At 66.8% G+C, this 17525-nt stretch carries 15 protein-coding genes; 10 read left to right on the top strand and 5 right to left on the bottom strand.

Annotated features, from left to right (window positions below):
• Window positions 1–5: 5 nt before the first annotated feature.
• Window positions 6–1976, bottom strand: a complete 1971-nt coding sequence (locus tag IP91_RS01090) for a peptidase U32 family protein (protein ID WP_145646910.1) — start codon at window positions 1974–1976, stop codon at window positions 6–8.
• Window positions 1977–2123: 147 nt separating this feature from the next.
• Here IP91_RS01090 and IP91_RS01085 point away from each other — a divergent pair, with 147 nt between their 5' ends.
• Window positions 2124–3689, top strand: coding sequence for a TerC family protein (locus IP91_RS01085; protein ID WP_145646907.1), 1566 nt, complete (start codon window positions 2124–2126; stop codon window positions 3687–3689).
• Between the two features lie 310 nt (window positions 3690–3999).
• Here the strand turns inward: IP91_RS01085 and IP91_RS01080 are convergent, their stop codons facing one another.
• The 3 genes from IP91_RS01080 to IP91_RS01070 form a co-directional block, all read right to left on the bottom strand.
• Entirely contained in the window at window positions 4000–5460 is a 1461-nt protein-coding gene (locus IP91_RS01080) for a Gfo/Idh/MocA family protein (protein WP_145646905.1), read from the bottom strand.
• 158 nt (window positions 5461–5618) lie between these two features.
• Window positions 5619–6902 (bottom strand): glycoside hydrolase family 28 protein, encoded by a 1284-nt coding sequence (locus tag IP91_RS01075; RefSeq protein WP_145646903.1) that lies wholly within the window; start codon window positions 6900–6902, stop codon window positions 5619–5621.
• Between the two features lie 123 nt (window positions 6903–7025).
• Window positions 7026–7517, bottom strand: coding sequence for a DUF2726 domain-containing protein (locus tag IP91_RS01070; RefSeq protein WP_145646901.1), 492 nt, complete (start codon window positions 7515–7517; stop codon window positions 7026–7028).
• Window positions 7518–7775: 258 nt separating this feature from the next.
• On the opposite strand from IP91_RS01070, the gene IP91_RS01065 reads away from it, so the two are divergent.
• The 7 genes from IP91_RS01065 to IP91_RS01035 all read left to right on the top strand — a co-directional run bounded on the left by IP91_RS01065 (window position 7776) and on the right by IP91_RS01035 (window position 12934).
• On the top strand, window positions 7776–8882 hold the full coding sequence (locus IP91_RS01065) for an S-(hydroxymethyl)glutathione dehydrogenase/class III alcohol dehydrogenase (RefSeq protein WP_145646899.1): 1107 nt from the start codon (window positions 7776–7778) through the stop codon (window positions 8880–8882).
• 89 nt (window positions 8883–8971) lie between these two features.
• The gene (gfa, locus tag IP91_RS01060; protein WP_145646897.1) at window positions 8972–9550 is read left to right on the top strand and encodes an S-(hydroxymethyl)glutathione synthase; all 579 of its coding nucleotides are present in this window, start codon (window positions 8972–8974) and stop codon (window positions 9548–9550) included.
• Complete coding sequence (locus IP91_RS01055; protein WP_199754464.1) at window positions 9550–9909, top strand: hypothetical protein; 360 nt, start codon at window positions 9550–9552, stop codon at window positions 9907–9909. Before gfa ends, IP91_RS01055 begins: the two co-directional genes overlap by 1 nt.
• Window positions 9910–9928: 19 nt before the next feature.
• Window positions 9929–10387 (top strand): c-type cytochrome, encoded by a 459-nt coding sequence (locus IP91_RS01050; RefSeq protein WP_229473722.1) that lies wholly within the window; start codon window positions 9929–9931, stop codon window positions 10385–10387.
• A complete protein-coding gene (locus IP91_RS01045; protein WP_199754463.1) occupies window positions 10384–11250 on the top strand; it encodes a quinoprotein dehydrogenase-associated putative ABC transporter substrate-binding protein in 867 nt (288 codons plus the stop codon). Before IP91_RS01050 ends, IP91_RS01045 begins: the two co-directional genes overlap by 4 nt.
• Window positions 11251–11260: 10 nt before the next feature.
• A complete protein-coding gene (locus IP91_RS01040; RefSeq protein ID WP_145646893.1) occupies window positions 11261–11947 on the top strand; it encodes a hypothetical protein in 687 nt (228 codons plus the stop codon).
• Window positions 11948–11977: 30 nt separating this feature from the next.
• A complete protein-coding gene (locus tag IP91_RS01035; protein WP_145646891.1) occupies window positions 11978–12934 on the top strand; it encodes an ATP-grasp domain-containing protein in 957 nt (318 codons plus the stop codon).
• Between the two features lie 65 nt (window positions 12935–12999).
• Here the strand turns inward: IP91_RS01035 and IP91_RS01030 are convergent, their stop codons facing one another.
• Entirely contained in the window at window positions 13000–15033 is a 2034-nt protein-coding gene (locus tag IP91_RS01030; RefSeq protein WP_158643043.1) for a sigma-54-dependent Fis family transcriptional regulator, read from the bottom strand.
• A 402-nt stretch (window positions 15034–15435) separates the two neighbouring features.
• On the opposite strand from IP91_RS01030, the gene IP91_RS01025 reads away from it, so the two are divergent.
• Together IP91_RS01025 and pqqA are read left to right on the top strand one after the other, a co-directional pair.
• Window positions 15436–17289 (top strand): methanol/ethanol family PQQ-dependent dehydrogenase, encoded by a 1854-nt coding sequence (locus tag IP91_RS01025; protein WP_145646887.1) that lies wholly within the window; start codon window positions 15436–15438, stop codon window positions 17287–17289.
• 146 nt (window positions 17290–17435) lie between these two features.
• Window positions 17436–17510: a pyrroloquinoline quinone precursor peptide PqqA gene (gene pqqA / locus IP91_RS26750; RefSeq protein ID WP_145647967.1), complete on the top strand. Its 75-nt coding sequence runs from the start codon at window positions 17436–17438 to the stop codon at window positions 17508–17510.
• Window positions 17511–17525 lie beyond the last annotated feature (15 nt).

Raw genomic sequence — 17525 nt, 5'->3', positions numbered from 1 at the left:
CTTGATCAGGCGCGCGGCCGCTGCTTGTGGAACACCAGCGGGCTGTAGGGCACGGCGGAGGGCGGCGGCGACTGCAGGATGTTCTGCTTCATCGCGCCCACCACGTGCATCTCGCACGGCTTGCAGTCGAAACGCAGCGTGTAGCGCTCGTCGCCGGAGACCAGCGTCATCGGCTCGGCCTTCACCTGGCCCTGCACGCCCTGCACGCCCTTGGCCTGTTTCGGGCACAGGTTGAACGAGAAGCGCAGGCAGTGCTTGGTGATCATCAGCGACACCTCGCCGGGCTCCTCGTGCGCCTCGTAGGCGGCGGCGATCATCTGCACGCCGTGCTTGTGATAGAACGCGCGCGCCTTCTCGTTGTAGACGTTGGCCAGGTACGACAGCTGCGTTTCCGGGTACACGGCCGGCGGTTCGACGGCCGCCTTGCGCTGCGGACGTTCCCAGGCCTTCAGGCGTGCCGTTTCGTGGGCGGCGACCGCATCGCGGCGCAGCGCATTGATGGCGCCGTTCGGCACGAACCATGGCTGCGACAGCGCCAGCTCGATGCCCTGCACCTCGAACATCGTGTTGCCCAGCTTGCCCAGGCTGGTGCGCAGCGAGCTCTCCGCCTGTGCGGCCTGCTGGGCGGGCTGCAGTGCCAGCAGGGTCTCGGCGCTGCTGTGGATGCCGTCCTCGTCCGACACGTCCAGGCGCAGGCCGCCCGCGATCTCGGCCAGGCGCAGCGACACGCCCACGCGCCGCTCGGACGACTTCTTGTTCAGTACCGCTTCCCAGTGATGGTCGCGGTTGCGATGCACTTCCGTGCCGACCTTCAGGCCGGCGAGGGTGTTCATCGGCTCGTTCGGGAACACGCGCCAGCGCTGGCCGTCCGGCGTGTCGTCCAGCTTGGTCACCGTATTGGCCTGGATGCCGGCCGGCGTGCGCTTCACCATGTAGTTCAGGCCGTCGCCATTGGCCATCGGCGCATCCGTCAGCAGCTCGAAATGGTCGCCGCCCAGCTTCGTGACGGTGCCCAGCTTCACGCCCAGGTACTTCGGCGAATCGAAGGCGCCGATATCGTCCTGGCGGCCGGTGGCGAAGTAGTCGGTGTGGCCGCGGTTGAAGTTCTTCTCCACGTTCGGCGTAAACAGCACCTGCGTGCGACCGCTGGAGGCGCGCGCGAATTCCGGGCGGCGTTCCAGGATTTCGTCCAGCAGCAGGCGGTAGTGGCCCGTGATGTTCTTCACGTAGCCCATGTCCTTGTAGCGGCCCTCGATCTTGAACGAGCGGATGCCGGCGTCGACCAACGCTTCCAGGTTGCGGCTCTGGTCGTTGTCCTTCATCGACAGCAGGTGCTTTTCGTATGCGACCACGCGGCCCTGGCCGTCCGACAGCGTGTAGGGCAGGCGGCAGGCCTGCGAGCAGTCGCCGCGGTTGGCGCTGCGGCCGGTGTCCGCATGCGAAATGTAGCACTGGCCGGAGTAGGCCACGCACAGGGCGCCGTGGATGAAGTACTCCAGCGGCGTGTCGACCTCGGCGCGGATCTTCTTGATCTGTTCGATGGTCAGCTCGCGGGCCAGCACGAGCTGGCTGAAGCCCACGTCGCCCAGGAACTTGGCGCGTTCGGCCGAGCGGATGTCGCACTGCGTGCTGGCGTGCAGCTGGATCGGCGGCAGGTCCATTTCCAGCAGCCCCAGGTCCTGGATGATCAGCGCGTCCACGCCCGCTTCATAGAGCTGCCAGATCTGCTGGCGCGCCAGCGCCAGTTCCGAGTCGTGCATGATCGTGTTCATCGTCACGAAGATGCGGGCCCGGTAGCGGTGCGCGAACTGCGTCAGCGCCGCGATGTCCTCCAGCGGATTGCTGGCATTGTGGCGGGCGCCGAAGGCCGGTCCGCCGATGTACACCGCGTCGGCACCGTGCAGGATGGCCTCGCGGCCGATCTCCGCGGTTTTGGCGGGCGACAGCAGTTCGAGATGGTGGGCGGGCAGCGACATGGGGGATCCTGGGTAAACCGTGGGGAAGGCGGAGATTATACTGACACGCGGGGGGCCTGTCATTGCCGGCGGCCGTCCGGCGGCCAGCGGGCGCGCCCCGAATTGCCAATCCGTTACAATCGGGCTCCACACTTGAGGAGCCCTGCGATGGAATGGATTGCCGACCCAAATATCTGGGTAGGTCTGCTGACGTTGATCGTGCTCGAGATCGTCCTCGGCATCGACAACCTGATTTTCATCGCGATCATTGCCGAGAAAGTGCCGCCGCACCAGCGCGACAAGGCCCGGCTTGTGGGCCTGGCGCTGGCGATGCTGATGCGCCTGGGCCTGCTCAGCGTGATTTCATGGATCGTCACGCTGACCACGCCGCTGTTCTCCGTGGGGCCGATGGCGTTTTCCGGGCGGGACCTGATCCTGCTCCTGGGTGGCATCTTCCTGCTGTTCAAGGCGACCGTCGAGCTGCACGAGCGGGTGGAAGGGCAGACGCACGTGCAGAGCGGGCCGGTCACGTACGCCAGCTTCCTTGCCGTCGTGGCCCAGATCATCGTGCTCGATGCCGTGTTCTCGCTCGATTCCGTCATCACGGCCGTCGGCATGGTGGACGAACTGGGCGTGATGATCGCGGCGGTCATCATTTCGATGGCCGTGATGATCACGGCCTCGAAACCGCTGACCCGTTTCGTCAACGCCCACCCGACCGTCGTCGTGCTGTGCCTGAGCTTCCTGCTGATGATCGGCCTCAGCCTCATTGCGGAGGGCTTCGGCTTCCACATTCCGAAAGGCTATCTGTATGCGGCGATCGGCTTCTCGGTCGGCATCGAGGCGCTGAACCAGCTGGCGCGCCGCAACCTGGTCCGCCAGCACGAGCTGGTGCCGTTCCGTGAACGCACCGCCGCCGCCGTGCTGCGCCTGCTGGGCGACAAGCAGGCGGCCCGGCGCGACGAACCGTCGCCGGAAACCGTGGATGCCGAGGACGATCCCGTGTTCGAGACGGCCGAGCGGCACATGGTGAGCGGCGTGCTGAGCCTGTCCCAGCGGCCGGTGCGTTCGATCATGACGAACCGCTCCGACATCTCCTGGGTGGACCTGGATGCCGACATCGCCACCATCCGCGCCCAGGTGCTGGACACGCCGCACAGCTTCTTCCCGGCCAGCCGCGGCCAGCTGGACAACATCGTCGGTGTCGCGCGCGGCAAGGACCTCGTCGCCGACCTGGCCCGCGGCGAGACGGACCTGATGCGCAACGTCCGCCCGCCGATCGTGATGCCGGATACGGCCGGCGTGCTGCAGGTGATGGAAACGCTGAAGCGCTCGCACGGCGCCCTGGTGCTGATCGCGGACGAATACGGCACCATCCAGGGCGTGGTGACGCCGATCGACATCCTGGAAGCCATCGCCGGCGAATTCCCCGACGAGGACGAGCAGCCGGACGTGCTGGTGCTGGGCCCGAACCGCTGGCAGGTGGACGGCTCGGCCGACCTGCACCACCTGGCGCAGATCCTGGGCTCCGATGCGCTGGGCGGCGCCACCGACGACTACACGTCGCTGGCCGGCTTCATGCTGGAACGCTTCGGCGCACTGCCGAAGGTGGGCGAGGTGCTCGTCATCGACGGCCTGCGGCTGGAAGTCACGGAAGTGATCGAGCGCCGCATCGCCTCCGTGCTGATCAGCCGGGCGATGGACCAGGCCGCCGGCAGCAGTCTGGACAGCTGAAACCGAACAGCGGCTGAGTTCGTGTCACATGGGGCCAGGCACCGTGACACGGACTCAGCACTGCGTGCCGCCACGGCAACCGGCTTCGCGAGCAATGCTGAGCTTGTGTGATCGTGCCCGGAACATCTCCACTGCGGCCGAGCTCGTGTCATGGGGCCAGGCACCGTGACACGGACTCAGCACTGCGTGCCGCCACCAGACCCGCTTCGCGAGCACTGATGAGCGCGTGTCAGCGTGCCTGGAAGGCGGCGCGGAGTCAGGGCCGCGAAAACCCGGCGCCGCCACCGGGGCACGGACTCGACAATAGCGCTTACGGCATCTTGACCCGCATCGGCATCGGCACCGCGGCGGTACGCGACGGCATCGGCGCGCGCTCCGGTGGCGTCAGGCCCGTGACGAGGTCGGCGATCTTCACCGTCTGCCCCGTCTCGAAACACTTGTTGGCGGCCACGCCGACCAGGCAGGACCAGGCGCCGGCACGTTCATCCGACACGCGCTTGTACTTGTCCGATGGGGCGGCGCCGAAGATCTCCTTCAGCATCACATCGTCGCCGCCGCCATGGCCGCCGGTGCCGGTCCAGGGCTCGATGTCGCGCGCCGCGCCGCGCAGGGGAATGACGCGGGTGGAGACACCCTCGCTCATGCTCTGCACCTCGTTGGCCCCGGCCACGCCCACCTTCTCGACGATGCGGTGCTCCAGCCGGCCCTTGGTGCCGTTGAAGGCGATGTGGTAACCCTCCCACGCGTCATAGGCCGACAGGGCGTACTTCAGCTGGGCGCCGTTGTCGTACTTGACCATCACGTTCATGGTGTCCTCGATATTGATCTCGGGGCGCCACACGCACTGGTCGCGGTAGTAGCCATCCAGCTTCTCGTTGTCGAGGTACAGCGCCTTCAGCCCGGGATCGGCCGCCAGGTCGAAGTAGAACGTGCACTTGTTCTTCTCGGGACAGGTCAGGCAGCGCTCGTGATGGCTCTGCAGCCCCATGCGGCGCGCGGTGGCCGGCGTGTAGAACTGGCGCGAGCCGAACGCGTGCACCTGTTCCGGCTGGGCGCCCAGCCACCAGTTCACCAGGTCGAAGTGGTGGGTGGCCTTGTGGATCATCAGGCCGCCCGAATTGGCCTTGTTGCTGTGCCAGCGGCGGAAGTAGTCGGCGCCGTGCACGGTATTGAGCAGCCAGGTGAAGTCGACCGACAGCACGTCGCCGATCTCGCCGCTCATCAGGATATCCTTCACCTGCGTGCGGGGCGGCGAATAGCGGTAGTTGAAGGTCACGCGCACGTGCCGGCCGGTGCGCTTGACGGCATCGAGGATGCGCTGTGCCTTCTCGGCCGTCGTCGTCATCGGCTTTTCCGTGATCACGTCGCAGCCCAGCTCCAGCGCGCGGACGATGTACTCGTCGTGCTTCGCATCGATGACGGTGACGATCACGAATTCCGGCTTGGTCTCCCTGATCATCTGGTCGAAGTCGGCCGCCTTGTAGACGCGTGGCTGGCTGGTGCCCGTGGCGGCAATCACCTTCGCGGCCAGCGCGGCGCGGCCCGAGTTGGTGTCGCAGACGGCCACGATCTCGTTGGTGTCGCTGTACTTGTCCGTGATCGCACGCGTAAACATGCGCGACCGCGAGCCGACGCCGACCACCGCATAGCGCTTGCGGGGTACTGCCGCGACGGCCGTGGTACCCGCCAGCAGCACGCCGGCGCTTGCGGCCTTGAGCATGGCGCGCCGGCCCGGGGCCATCTTGCCCTCGCCGGATTTCTGATCTTCCATCTTGTCTCCCGTTATTGTAAGTGGCTGGGCAAGTACCCGGCTGCCGTCACGGGGTGACGGCAAAGGACAACCGACCCAGGCTTATCGTAGGGAATGTGTGGATGACTGGCAAGACCAATTTAATGAAGCGGCTGGACCGCTCACCGGGTTGATCAGTTCTACTGCCGGACCGCCTTGCCGTTGACGTTGACCCGGTCGTAGCGCAGGTTGGCAGCGCCCGCCGTGACCAGCTCGCCCTTGTTCAGCCGCACGTCGAAGTCCCGGAACAGGATGTCGCTGATGGTCGTCTGGCCCGGATTGGGTTTCACGGTGCCGAACCCGCCGAAGCGGCCCTTGAAGCCGATCAACTGGACATTGCGCACCACCGACTGCGGCGGCGGCTGGCCCTTCAGGTCCACGTACTGGCTCCACGGCAGCACGGCGATCAGGTCGCCGCCCTCCGCATCGAGCGTGATGTTGCGGAAGACGATGTTCTCGTAGTGCTGCGGCGTGTCCGGCCGCAGCTTCAGCCGGGCGACGGTGACGGGGCCGGTGATGCGGCAGTTCTCCACCAGCACGTCGCGCACCACCGTGGCCTCGCTGCCCAAGGTGACGACACCATGGCCGCGCCTGAATTCGCAGTTGCGCACGCGGATGCGTTCAACCGGCGGGCTGTCCTTGTCCTCGTGGGCGCGCGGGCCCTTCGAACCCTTGGCCGCGATGCAGTCGTCCGTGACGGAGAAATAGCAGCCTTCCACCAGCACGTTGCGGCAGCTGTCGAGGTCGATGCCATCCGTGCTGGGCGCCTGCTTCACGTCGTCCGGCACGAGGAAGCGGCTGTTGCGCACCACCACGTCGTCGCACTTGTACAGGTGCAGGTTCCAGAACTGCGAATCCTTGAAGGTCAATCCCTCGATGACGACGTTCTTCGAGTTCTCGATCAGCGCCAGCCGCGCGCGGGGCAGGCCGATGTTCGGGAAATTGCCGGGATTGGGCGCCGCGTTGCGCAGCTTCCAGAACTGCTCCCAGACCGGCCGGCCGGCGCCATCGACCGTGCCCTGGCCGGTGATGCGGAAGCCGTCGCAGCCATCCGCATTGAGCAGCGCCGGCGTGAAGCGTTCCTCGAAATGGCCTTCGATGCGCGTGCGCCGCGGCGGGAAGTTGCTCAGGTCCGTGGAACATTGCAGCACGGCGCCCCCGTCGAAATGCAGGTGAACGCCCGGTTTGAAGAACAGCGCACCGCTGACGAACACGCCCGTCGGTATCACCACGGTGCCGCCACCGGTGGCCGCCGCGCGGTCGATGGCGGCCTGGATGGCTGCCGTGTTCACCTGCGCGCCATCGGCCACGGCGCCGAACTCGGTGATGGAGAGCCGCGCCTTGTCCGGTGCAGAACCCGTGGCGGCGCAGCCGGCAACGGCAGTGAGGAGGGTGGCGATCGTGAACGTGCGGCGGGATGTCATGGCGGCGGACTCGCTGATGGGTTGGCGGACAGGCCCCGCAGTGTAGCCCGGCGCCCTCCGTTACATGGCCGGTTCCGCGATCAACAATGTGACGTTTAGATGCGACGTTGAGTTCCGTACCCGTCAGGCGGCGATGGCGTTGCCGATCGGGGAACCGCCCACGTCGCCAAGCAGCACGTCCTTTTGCAAGGTGGCGACATCCGGCACGCGCGCATAGCGCAGCACGCGATAGCCGGCGCGCGTGAGCAGGGCATCCCGGCTGTCGTCCTGGCGCTTGCGGCCGGCGTGGCTCGCATCGTCCAATTCGACCAGCGCGACGACTTCGAAGGCCTTCGTGCAGATCACGAAATCCGCGACTTTCCTGTTGAACGTGTTCCTCGTCGCCTGGTCCCTGGTAGTGAGCAGCGCGGAAAACGCCACCTGGGAAAGCACCACATGATCGGGCAGTGCCTGGGTCAACCGGAAGTACATCGGCTGCTCGTTCGCCGTGAGCGGCTGTTTCGCGACGATGGTTCCCCCCGCCTTGCGCGTCGCGGGCCGCTTTGCGGCGACGGCAGACAGCGAGAGGAACACCAGAACGATACAGGCCGTTGCGATGATTGCCAGCGTGGTCATGATATTTCCCAAAAGTATTTTCCAGGAACGCAGTATGCCAGCGCGATGACGCCGGAAGTCTCACACTTTGTCACGCCGGGCTCGCGTGGCGACGATCCAAAAACGGCACAGTGCTCCTGCCGCCTGGTCCGATACGGCGCAACCGGCGTCGCCCGCATGCCTGTTTTGCCGTAAAAGCACGCTGGCACGCGACTTGCCATTGCCATCAGCGAGGGCGCCACGGCGCTCCATCGGCAACGTTCACGACAGGGAGCATCGATGAAGACACGAGCAGCCGTGGCCTGGAAGGCCGGCGCACCGCTGACGATCGAGACGGTCGACCTGGCAGGCCCCCGCGCCGGCGAGGTACTGGTCGAGATCAAGGCGACCGGCATCTGCCATACCGATTACTACACCCTGTCCGGCGCCGATCCGGAAGGACTGTTTCCCGCCATTCTCGGCCACGAGGGCGCCGGGATCGTGCTGGAGACGGGACCGGGTGTCACGACCGTGAAGGCCGGCGACCACGTGATCCCGCTGTACACGCCGGAGTGCCGCAACTGCAAGTTCTGCCTGTCCCGCAAGACCAACCTGTGCCAGGCGATCCGCGCCACCCAGGGCCGCGGCCTGATGCCGGACGCCAGCAGCCGCTTCTCGCTGGACGGCGAACCGATCCTGCATTACATGGGCACCTCCACCTTCTCCAACCACACGGTGCTGCCGGAGATCGCCGTGGCGAAGATCCGCGAGGATGCGCCGTTCGACAAGGCCTGCTACATCGGCTGCGGCGTCACGACCGGGGTTGGTGCCGTGGTGTTTTCCGCCAAGATGGAAGCGGGCGCCAACGTGGCCGTGTTCGGCCTGGGCGGCATCGGCCTGAACGTGATCCAGGGCGCGAAGATGGTGGGGGCGGACCGCATCATCGGCATCGACATCAACCCGGGCCGCGTGGAGATGGCGCGCAAGTTCGGCATGACGGATTTCATCAACCCGCAGGAAGTGCCGGACGTGGTGGACCACATCGTGCAGCTGACGGGCGGCGGCGCCGATTATTCGTTCGAATGCGTGGGCAACACGGGCCTGATGCGCCAGGCGCTGGAGTGCACGCACAAGGGCTGGGGCCAGTCGTTCATCATCGGCGTGGCCGCCGCCGGGCAGGAGATTGCCACCCGGCCGTTCCAGCTGGTAACGGGCCGCCAGTGGAAGGGCTCGGCCTTCGGCGGCGCGCGCGGCCGCACGGACGTGCCCCGCATCGTCGACTGGTACATGGAAGGCAAGCTCAATATCGACGACCTGATCACCCACACGCTGCCGCTGGAGCGCATCAACGAAGGGTTCGAGCTGATGAAGCGGGGCGAATCGATCCGCTCCGTCGTCTTGTATTGACCTCCGGTATTGACCTCCGGTATTGACCTCGTGAATTGACCTCCGAACCGCTTATGCCAACCGCTTACGCCAATACGAAAGGAGCCACCATGACCGTCCACATCCATCCCGCCATCGATGCCGGCTCGCCACCCGCCGATGCCGATTTCGCCGGCGGCACGCTGACCTGCCACTGCACCACCGATCCCGTCACCGTGCGCATCGGCAGCCAGGTCGCCCACAACCACGCCTGCGGCTGCACAAAATGCTGGAAGCCGGACGGCGCGCTGTTCGCGCAGATCGCCGTGGTGTCGCGTGAAAACGTGGCCGTGACCGCCAACGAGCAGAAGCTCCAGGTGACGGACGACAGCGCCACCATCCGCCGCCATGCCTGCCAGGTATGCGGGGTGCACATGTACGGGCGCATCGAGAACACGGCGCATGCCTTCTACGGCCTCGATTTCGTGCACACCGAGCTGTCGAAGGAGACCGGCTGGGCACCGCCGGGCTTTGCCGCCTTCGTCTCGTCGATCATCGAGGCGGGTGCCGATCCCGCGAAAATGGGCGAGGTGCGTGCGCATCTCGAATCGATCGGCCTGCCGCCCTACGACGTGCTGTCGCCGGTCCTGATGGACGCCATCGCCACGCACACGGCCAAGGCTTCCGGCAAGCTGTACCAGGGGGCGTGATGCGGGGTCGGATTCCGCCGCTGCTTGCGGCCGTCGCTGTGCTGTACCTGCCTTTGGCGCGTGCCGCGCCCGTACGCGACAACGACTTCCCGACATCCGCCCGGGTCGAGTATGTGCTCGAGTGCATGAGCCAGCACGGTGGCCGCCAGGAGTACCTGTACAAATGCTCCTGCGTGATCGACCGCATCGGTGCGGGCCTGGCGTATGAGGACTACGTGGCGATGTCCGCCGCGCTGCGCTACCAGTCGTTGCAGGGCGAACGGGGCGCCGAGTTCCGCGATCCGAAGAATGTGAAGGACATGGCCGGCCGGTACAAAACGCTGCTGGCCGAAGCCGAAAAGGCCTGCCTGACCCTGTAATGCCATGGAAGGAGTTCACGTGAAGCGTAGCCTTGCCCTGTTCCTCCTTGCCGTCTGCCAGGCGGTGCCCGGGTTCGCGGACCCCGTGCAGGCGGCGCCGGCCGTCCCGGAACCGAATGCCACCGGCGGCAAGACGCCGTACCAGGTGGTCGGTGGCGACCATGTCGATGCCCGCACCTTGAACGGCTGGCGCACCTGGCGCGCGCTGTCGTGCGAACGCTGCCACGGCGCCCAGCAGGAAGGCGCCGTCGGTCCCGCGCTGGTGAATAGCCTGAAGGTGCTGACGCCGGACGAATTCAGGAAAACCGTGCTGCAGGGCCGCATCGACAAGGGCATGCCCAATTTCGATGGCAGCAAGCAGGTGGTGGACAACATCGACAACCTGTACGCCTACCTGAAAGGCCGCTCGGACGGCGCCATCAAGCCGGGCCGCCTGCAGGCAATCGACAAGGAAAGCGGCAAGGAGAGTGGCAAATGAGATGGATCCCGGCCCTGTCGCAAGTCGCTATGCTGGCCGCTGCGCTGGTCACCACGGCGCAGGCTGCAGATGCGCCCGCGGCCACGCGGCCCGTGCTGCGCGTCTGCCAGGATCCGAACAACCTGCCGTTCTCGCGGCGCGACCTGGCGGGCTTCGAGAACCGCATCGCGGCCTTGTTCGCCCGGCAGCTGGGCTGGGACATCGAATACACCTGGTACCCGCAGCGCATGGGTTTCGTCCGCAACACCCTGCGCGCGAAGGAGCCGGGTGCCGACCACTTCAAGTGCGACCTGATCACTGGCGTGGCCACCGGCTTCGACCTGGGCGCCACCACGCATCCTTACTACCGCTCGACCTACACGATGGCCTACGTGCGGGGCAAGGGGCTGGACAGCGTGCACGGGCTGGACGACCTGCTGGCCCTCGACCCGGCACGGCGCGCCACGCTGCGCCTCGGCGTCTTTGGCGGGTCACCCGTCACGGAATGGCTGCTGGAACACGGCCTGATCGGGCAGATGGTGTCCTATTCGCCGCAGACGGGCGACCCGGAACAGTATCCCGGCGAGATAGTGGAAAAGGATCTCGCGGAAGGGCGCCTGGACGTGGCTTTCGTCTGGGGACCGATCGGCGGCTACTTTGCGCGGCAGTCGGCCGGCGGGCGCATCGTCGCCGTGCCGCTGGCGCCGCAGCCTGGCCTCAAGGTGGATTTCGAGATCGCCATGGCCGTGCGCTTCGGCGACCAGGCGCTGAAGGAGCGCATCGACGGGCTGATCGACCGGAACCGCGATGCGATTCACGCCATCCTCGTCGACTATGGCGTGCCGCTGCTGGAAGCGCCTGCCGCGCCGACGGTGGCGCGCTGAAGGCGGCAGCGTGCTGCGGCTCCTCCGCCATCTGCTGCTTTCCGCCAGCATGTCGCTGCCGATGGTGGCCGGCGCCCAGCCCGTCTCGGAAGCGGAAACGCTGCTGTTCGAGACCGACCACCTGGCCAGCCTGAAACCGCCGGCGCACCTGGCGTACACCTTCCGCCATGTGGCCAGCACCGAGGAAAGCTTCGACGACCAGGTCCAGCTGGACGCCGTGCGCGCCGGGCCGGCCGGTCCGGTGCGCGTGACGCTGCGGTTCCTGTCCGGCGCGCGGCAGTGGCCCGGTCCGGCACTGGACGACCCGCACGGCAATCCCGTGCTGCTCGGCTTTCTGGAACGGGACATCGCCGAGATGCACCGCATGACAGGCGGCGCGGCCTCGTACTTCCGCAGGCAGATCCGGCTGGCCCTCGCCGCGCACGCGACCGTGTCGACCCAGAGCTTCACGTTCGGCGGCAAGTCGTATCAGGGGCGCGTCATCGTCATCCAGCCGTACCGCGACACGGCGCTGCCGCAACGCCTGCAGCGCTTCGTGCACAAGAGCTACCAGTTCGTGCTCGGCGACGGGCTGCCCGGCGGAATCTACCGGATCAGGACGTCCCTCACGGCGCCGTCGATTGCGCTGGCCGCAGCCGGCGGCGACCTGCTCGACGAGACGCTGACCCTCGACAGCGTGGCGGACGGCCGCCGCTGAGCCGCCGCGCCGACCTTCGCGGAGGTGGCCGTGCCAGTCCTGAAAGTGCTTGCATTCGACGACAGCGGCGCGGGCACCTCCCGCGCCACGCCCTTGCATCCGCCCTTGTTCCGCACATCGCTGCTGAGCACACTCTGCGCCGACCTGCAGGCGGTGCCGGGCGTGCAGGTGGTCACGCCGGCGCCGGACGGCGGCCGCACGCTGTTCGCACAGCGCCTGCTGGCCGGCATCCGGGCGGCCGATGCCGTCTGGCCGCTGCTGCCACCGGCCGGCGGCCTGCTGGAATCCGCGGCGCGCCTGGTGCTGAGAAGGCGCCGTATGCTGCTGGGGAGCAGCCCGGCGGCCCTGCACATCACCGCCAGCCGGCGCCGCACCGCAGCGGCACTGCTGCAGGCCGGCGTGCCAGCCTTGCCTGTCCATGCGCCGGACGACCCGCTGGCGCTGGACCTGCCGCTGGTGGTCAAGCCGGACGATGGCGCCGGCAGCGCGGCCGCACGCCTGTTCCGGGATGGCGCCAGCGCGCGGGGCTGGCTGGCGGCGCACGGCCAGGGCAAGGAAGTGCTGCAGCCGTTCTGCCCCGGCCGGGCGGCCAGCCTGTGCCTGCTGTGCCGCGCCGGCACGGTCCGCATTCTGAGCCGCAACGCGCTGCGCGTGGCCATGCATGACAACCAGTTCCACTGCCTGGGCTGCATGGTCAACGGGCTGGCGGGGGAAGAACCCGAGCTGGACAGGCTGGCCGCGGCGGTGGCAGCCGCGTTGCCCGGCCTGTGGGGGTATGTCGAGCTCGACGTGATCCTGGGCGCGCAGGGCCCGGTCGTGTTCGACATCCACGCCCGCCTGATGCCGTCGTATGCCGGGCTGCGGGCCTCGCTGGGCTGCAATCCGGCCGCGCTCGTGCTCGGATTGCTGGACGATGTCGAGCGCATCCCCGCGGAACTGGGCAGGCGCGCCGTGAGCGTCGACCACGGCGCCTTCGGCATGGGTTGACACGCCGCGGCGCAGCGCCGGGATGGATGACATGTCCCGGCAAGCGCCTCAACGGGAGAGGCGGTTCAGTGCAATGCCTTCTCCGGGTTCTGGATGTTCAGGCGCTGCACCTTGCGGTACAGCGTGTTGCGGCTCATGTTCAGGCGCCGCGCCACGATCGAGATGTTCCAGCTGTGCCGCTGCAATTCCTCGATGAGGGCCTTGCGCTCGGCATTTTCCAGCGGATTCAGGTCGCCGGCCGGCGGCGCCTCCGTGCCGATCGTGGCCGCCGAGGCGGCCCGATACTCGGCCGGCAGGTCGTGCAGGGTGAGCACATCGTCATCCCGCAGCGCCAGCATCGCACGCAGCAGGTGGCGCAACTGGCGCAGATTGCCGGGCCAGCGCTGCCGCTCCAGGAAGGCAAGCAGGGGTACGTCCAGTTCGATCGCGCTGCCGGCTTCCACTTCTTCGCGGGCGATGCGCAGGATCAGCTCGCGGCGGTCGGTGCGCTCGCGCAGGGGCGGCAGCAGGATCGTCAGGCCCTGGAGGCGGTAATACAGGTCTTCCCGGAAATGGCCCTCGGCGATCTTCTGCGGCAGGTCGCAATGCGTGGCGCTGATCACGCGGATGTCCAGCGGCACCGGCGTTTCGCTGCCGAGCGGCTGCACCTCGCGCTCTTCCAGCACGCGCAGCAGGCGCGCCTGCAGGGTGACGGGCATGTCGCCGATCTCGTCCAGGAACAGGGTGCCGCCGTTGGCCTGCAGCAGCTTGCCCCGTGCGCCGTCCTTGCTCGCCCCTGTGAAGGCACCGGCACGGTAGCCGAACAGCTCGCTCTCGATCAGCGGTTCCGGCAGCGCCGCGCAGTTGATGGCGACAAACGGTTTGTCGGCCCGCGGGCCCGAACGGTGCACGGCACGCGCGAACAGCTCCTTGCCGGTGCCGGTCTCGCCGCGCAGCAGCAGTGCGACATTGCGTTCCAGCGTACGCTTCGCGGTGCGCACATTGGCCACCATGGCGGCATCCCCCGCATGCAGCGCATCGAGGGGCGAGGCGGCGGCCTGTTCGGCAAACAGCGCCGGCTTCAGTTCGCTCCGGCCCGCGCCCCGATGGCCGGCCGGTGGCGCGACCGGCGGCAGCATCACGCCATAGAAGCGGGCGCCGGTCTTGATATGAAAGATCGGCACGGCGTGGAAGGCGCGGCGCACCGTGCTGTCGACCAGCCCCGCAAACGAACTGTTGAAGATGCCGACGATGTCGCGGCCGACGATGTCCGCCGGCCGGGCGATCCCCAGCTGGAACAGCGCGTAGCGGGTGGCGGCCAGCACCTTGCCCTCCGGGCTCAGCGCGATCGCCCCTTCGCTCAGCGTGCCGATGAATTCGGGACGGTTATGGAAGCGCAGGATGTAGTCGTGCCGGAACTGGTCGAGGAACACGCGGTTCTCGATCATCTGCACGGACATGCTGACGAGGGCCAGCGTGTGCTGCTGGGCCAGCCGGGATTCGCCCGACGCATCGAGCGCCGCCACCACTTCGCCATGGTGATCGAAGATGGGCGCCCCCGCGCAGCTGAGGCCAATATGCCGGGACAGGTAGTGTTCGTCCTGGTGCACCGTCACGGGCCGGCGCTCGACGAGACAGGTGCCCATGCCGTTCGTGCCCTGCGCCCGCTCGCTCCAGACGGCGCCCTGCATCAGCCCTGAACGCGATGCCGCGTGGGTGAACCCGGGATCGCCGAAGTAGTTGAGCAGCACGCCCTCGGCATCGGTGAGCACGATCGCATAGCCGGAGCCGGCCAGCTGCTGGTACAGGTTCGCCATCTCCACCTTGGCCACGGCCTGCACGCCGGCCAGCCGTTCCTGGCGCTCGCGCAGCTCGGCCGGGTCCACCACCTGCGGTTCGCCCCGGCTGCCCGGATCGAGACGGTACTCGTGCAGGCAGCGCACCCACGAGCGCGTGATGGAACTATATTGATCCCGGCTGTACTGATCGCGGCTGTATTGATCCCGGCCCGGCTGCTCGCCCCTGTGCGGGTCCCGGCTGCCGGCATTGAGCCGGCCATGGACGACGGAGCGGACCCGTCGCACATGCGCGCTGCCGTCCGTCGTGGTGTTCGACGGCATGCTCGCCGTCCCTTCGGCTGCGCAATGCACCGCGCAGCCATTCCCTGCGGATTCCGCCATGCTGTCTCCCTGTCGCGTCTGTCCGCTCGGCGGGTATTCAGGCGAGCACAACTGCGCGACTTTTGGTTTGAAGTGGATCGCACTTGCAGTCAACAGAATACACCCCGCACCCGGCGAAAGGTCAAAGCTGTTTCATGAATTTTTTGGCGGTGCGTTGCATCGGCGCAGCCTGCCACGCGCGTGGCACACCGGTACGGCCGTGGTGTCTCCAAAACTGAACAACCACCGGGCAGGGCCTGCGGCATGCCAGGCGACAGGGCGCTGGCACGCTCCATGCACCGGCCAGTACAGCGTCGTCATGTGCCGCCGGCTGCGCGGCCAGAATAACCACAGGAGACCCACATGTCCTTTCCGCACCGCTCCTTTCTGCACCGTGTCACCGGCTGGCGGCCGAGCCTAGCTCTCGCCGTCACCGCCACTTTCACAGCCGTCCTTGCCAGCGCCTTGCCGGCCTCGGCCGCCGAATCGGAAATCGAACGGCTGACGAAGGACCCGAAGAACTGGGCCATGCAGGCTGGCGACCTGAGCAACCAGCGCTTCAGCGAGCTGAAACAGATCAACAGCGGCAATGCCAAGAACCTGACGGTGGCGTGGCAGTTCTCCACCGGCGTGCTGCGCGGCCATGAAGGCGGACCGCTCGTCATCGGCGACACGCTGTACATCCACAGCCCGTTCCCGAACAAGGTGTATGCCATTGCCCTGGACGACCAGCACATCCGCTGGAAATACGAGCCGAAGCAGGATGCGGCCGTGATTCCCGTGATGTGCTGCGATACCGTCAACCGCGGGGTGGCCTACGCCGACGGCAAGATCTTCCTGCAGCAGGCCGATACCACGCTGGTGGCGCTGGACGCCAAGACCGGCGCCGAAGTCTGGAAGGTCAAGACGGGCGATCCGAAGATCGGCGAAACCACCACCAACACGCCGCACGTCTTCAAGGACAAGATCATCACCGGCGTGAGCGGCGGCGAATTCGGCGTGCGCGGCCGCCTGACGGCCTACGACATCAGGACCGGCAAGCAGGTCTGGAAGGCGTTCAGCACCGGGCCTGACAAGGACATGCTGATCAACCCCGACAGGACCATGACCTGGACCGACGGCAAGATGGCGCCGGTCGGCAAGGACTCGTCGCTGAAGTCGTGGAAGGGAGACCAATGGAAGATCGGCGGCGGCACCACCTGGGGCTGGTACAGCTATGACCCGCAGCTGAACCTGGTCTATTACGGCACCGGCAACCCGAGCACGTGGAACCCGCGGCAGCGCCCCGGCGACAACAAATGGTCGATGACGATCTTCGCCCGCGACCTGGACACGGGCGAGGCGAAATGGGCCTACCAGATGACGCCGCACGACGAGTGGGACTATGACGGCGTGAACGAAATGATCCTTGCCGACATCAAGGTGAAGGGACAGGCCCGCAAGGCGCTGGTGCACTTCGATCGCAACGGCTTTGCCTACACGCTGGACCGCGTCTCCGGCGAGCTGCTCGTCGCCGAAAAATACGACCCCGCCGTGAACTGGGCCACGCACGTGGACATGAAGAGTGGCCGCCCGCAGGTGGTCGCCAAGTACAGCACCGACAAGAACGGTGAAGACGTGAACACGAAAGGCGTCTGCCCGTCCGCGCTCGGCACGAAGGACCAGCAGCCGGCGTCGTACTCGCGCAAGACGGGGCTGTTCTACGTGCCCACCAACCACGTGTGCATGGACTACGAACCGTTCCGCATCGAGTACACGGCCGGGCAGCCCTATGTCGGCTCCACGCTGGAAATGTATCCCGCACCGAACAGCCACGGCGGCCTGGGCAACTTCATCGCCTTCGATGCCAGCACCGGCAAGATCGTCTGGTCCAAGCCGGAAAAATTCTCCGTGTGGAGCGGCGCATTGTCCACCGCTGGCGACGTGGTCTTCTACGGCACGCTGGAAGGCTACCTGAAGGCAGTGGACCACAACGGCAAGGAGCTGTGGAAGTTCAAGACCCCGTCCGGCATCATCGGCAACGTCAACACGTGGGAGTACAAGGGCAAGCAGTACATCGGCGTGCTGTCCGGCATTGGCGGCTGGGCCGGGATCGGGCTGGCGGCCGGCCTGACCAAGTCCAGCGACGGGCTGGGTGCCGCCGGCGGCTACAAGGACCTGGCGAAATACACGGAACTGGGCGGCGTGCTGACGGTGTTTGCATTGCCGGACCGCTGACGGGCGCACGGAGCAGGGTGGTCGTCACGACCTGCCGGCACCAGCATTGGCGCTGTTTCATGAGTGGCGGTTTTTACGGAGTGGTGCGGCCTTTCGTCGTCGGCCGCGCCATCGATTCCTAGACGACATTCAACGAGGAGCTTTTCATGACCTGGACCACCCCGCAGGCAATCGACTTCCGTTTCGGCTTCGAAATCACGCTGTACATCGCCAACCGCTAGCCATCGACGAGGAAT

The sequence above is a fragment of the Pseudoduganella lurida genome (genome assembly GCF_007830455.1).
Taxonomy (GTDB): domain Bacteria; phylum Pseudomonadota; class Gammaproteobacteria; order Burkholderiales; family Burkholderiaceae_D; genus Rugamonas; species Rugamonas lurida.
This window is presented reverse-complemented; position numbering and strand designations above follow the sequence as displayed.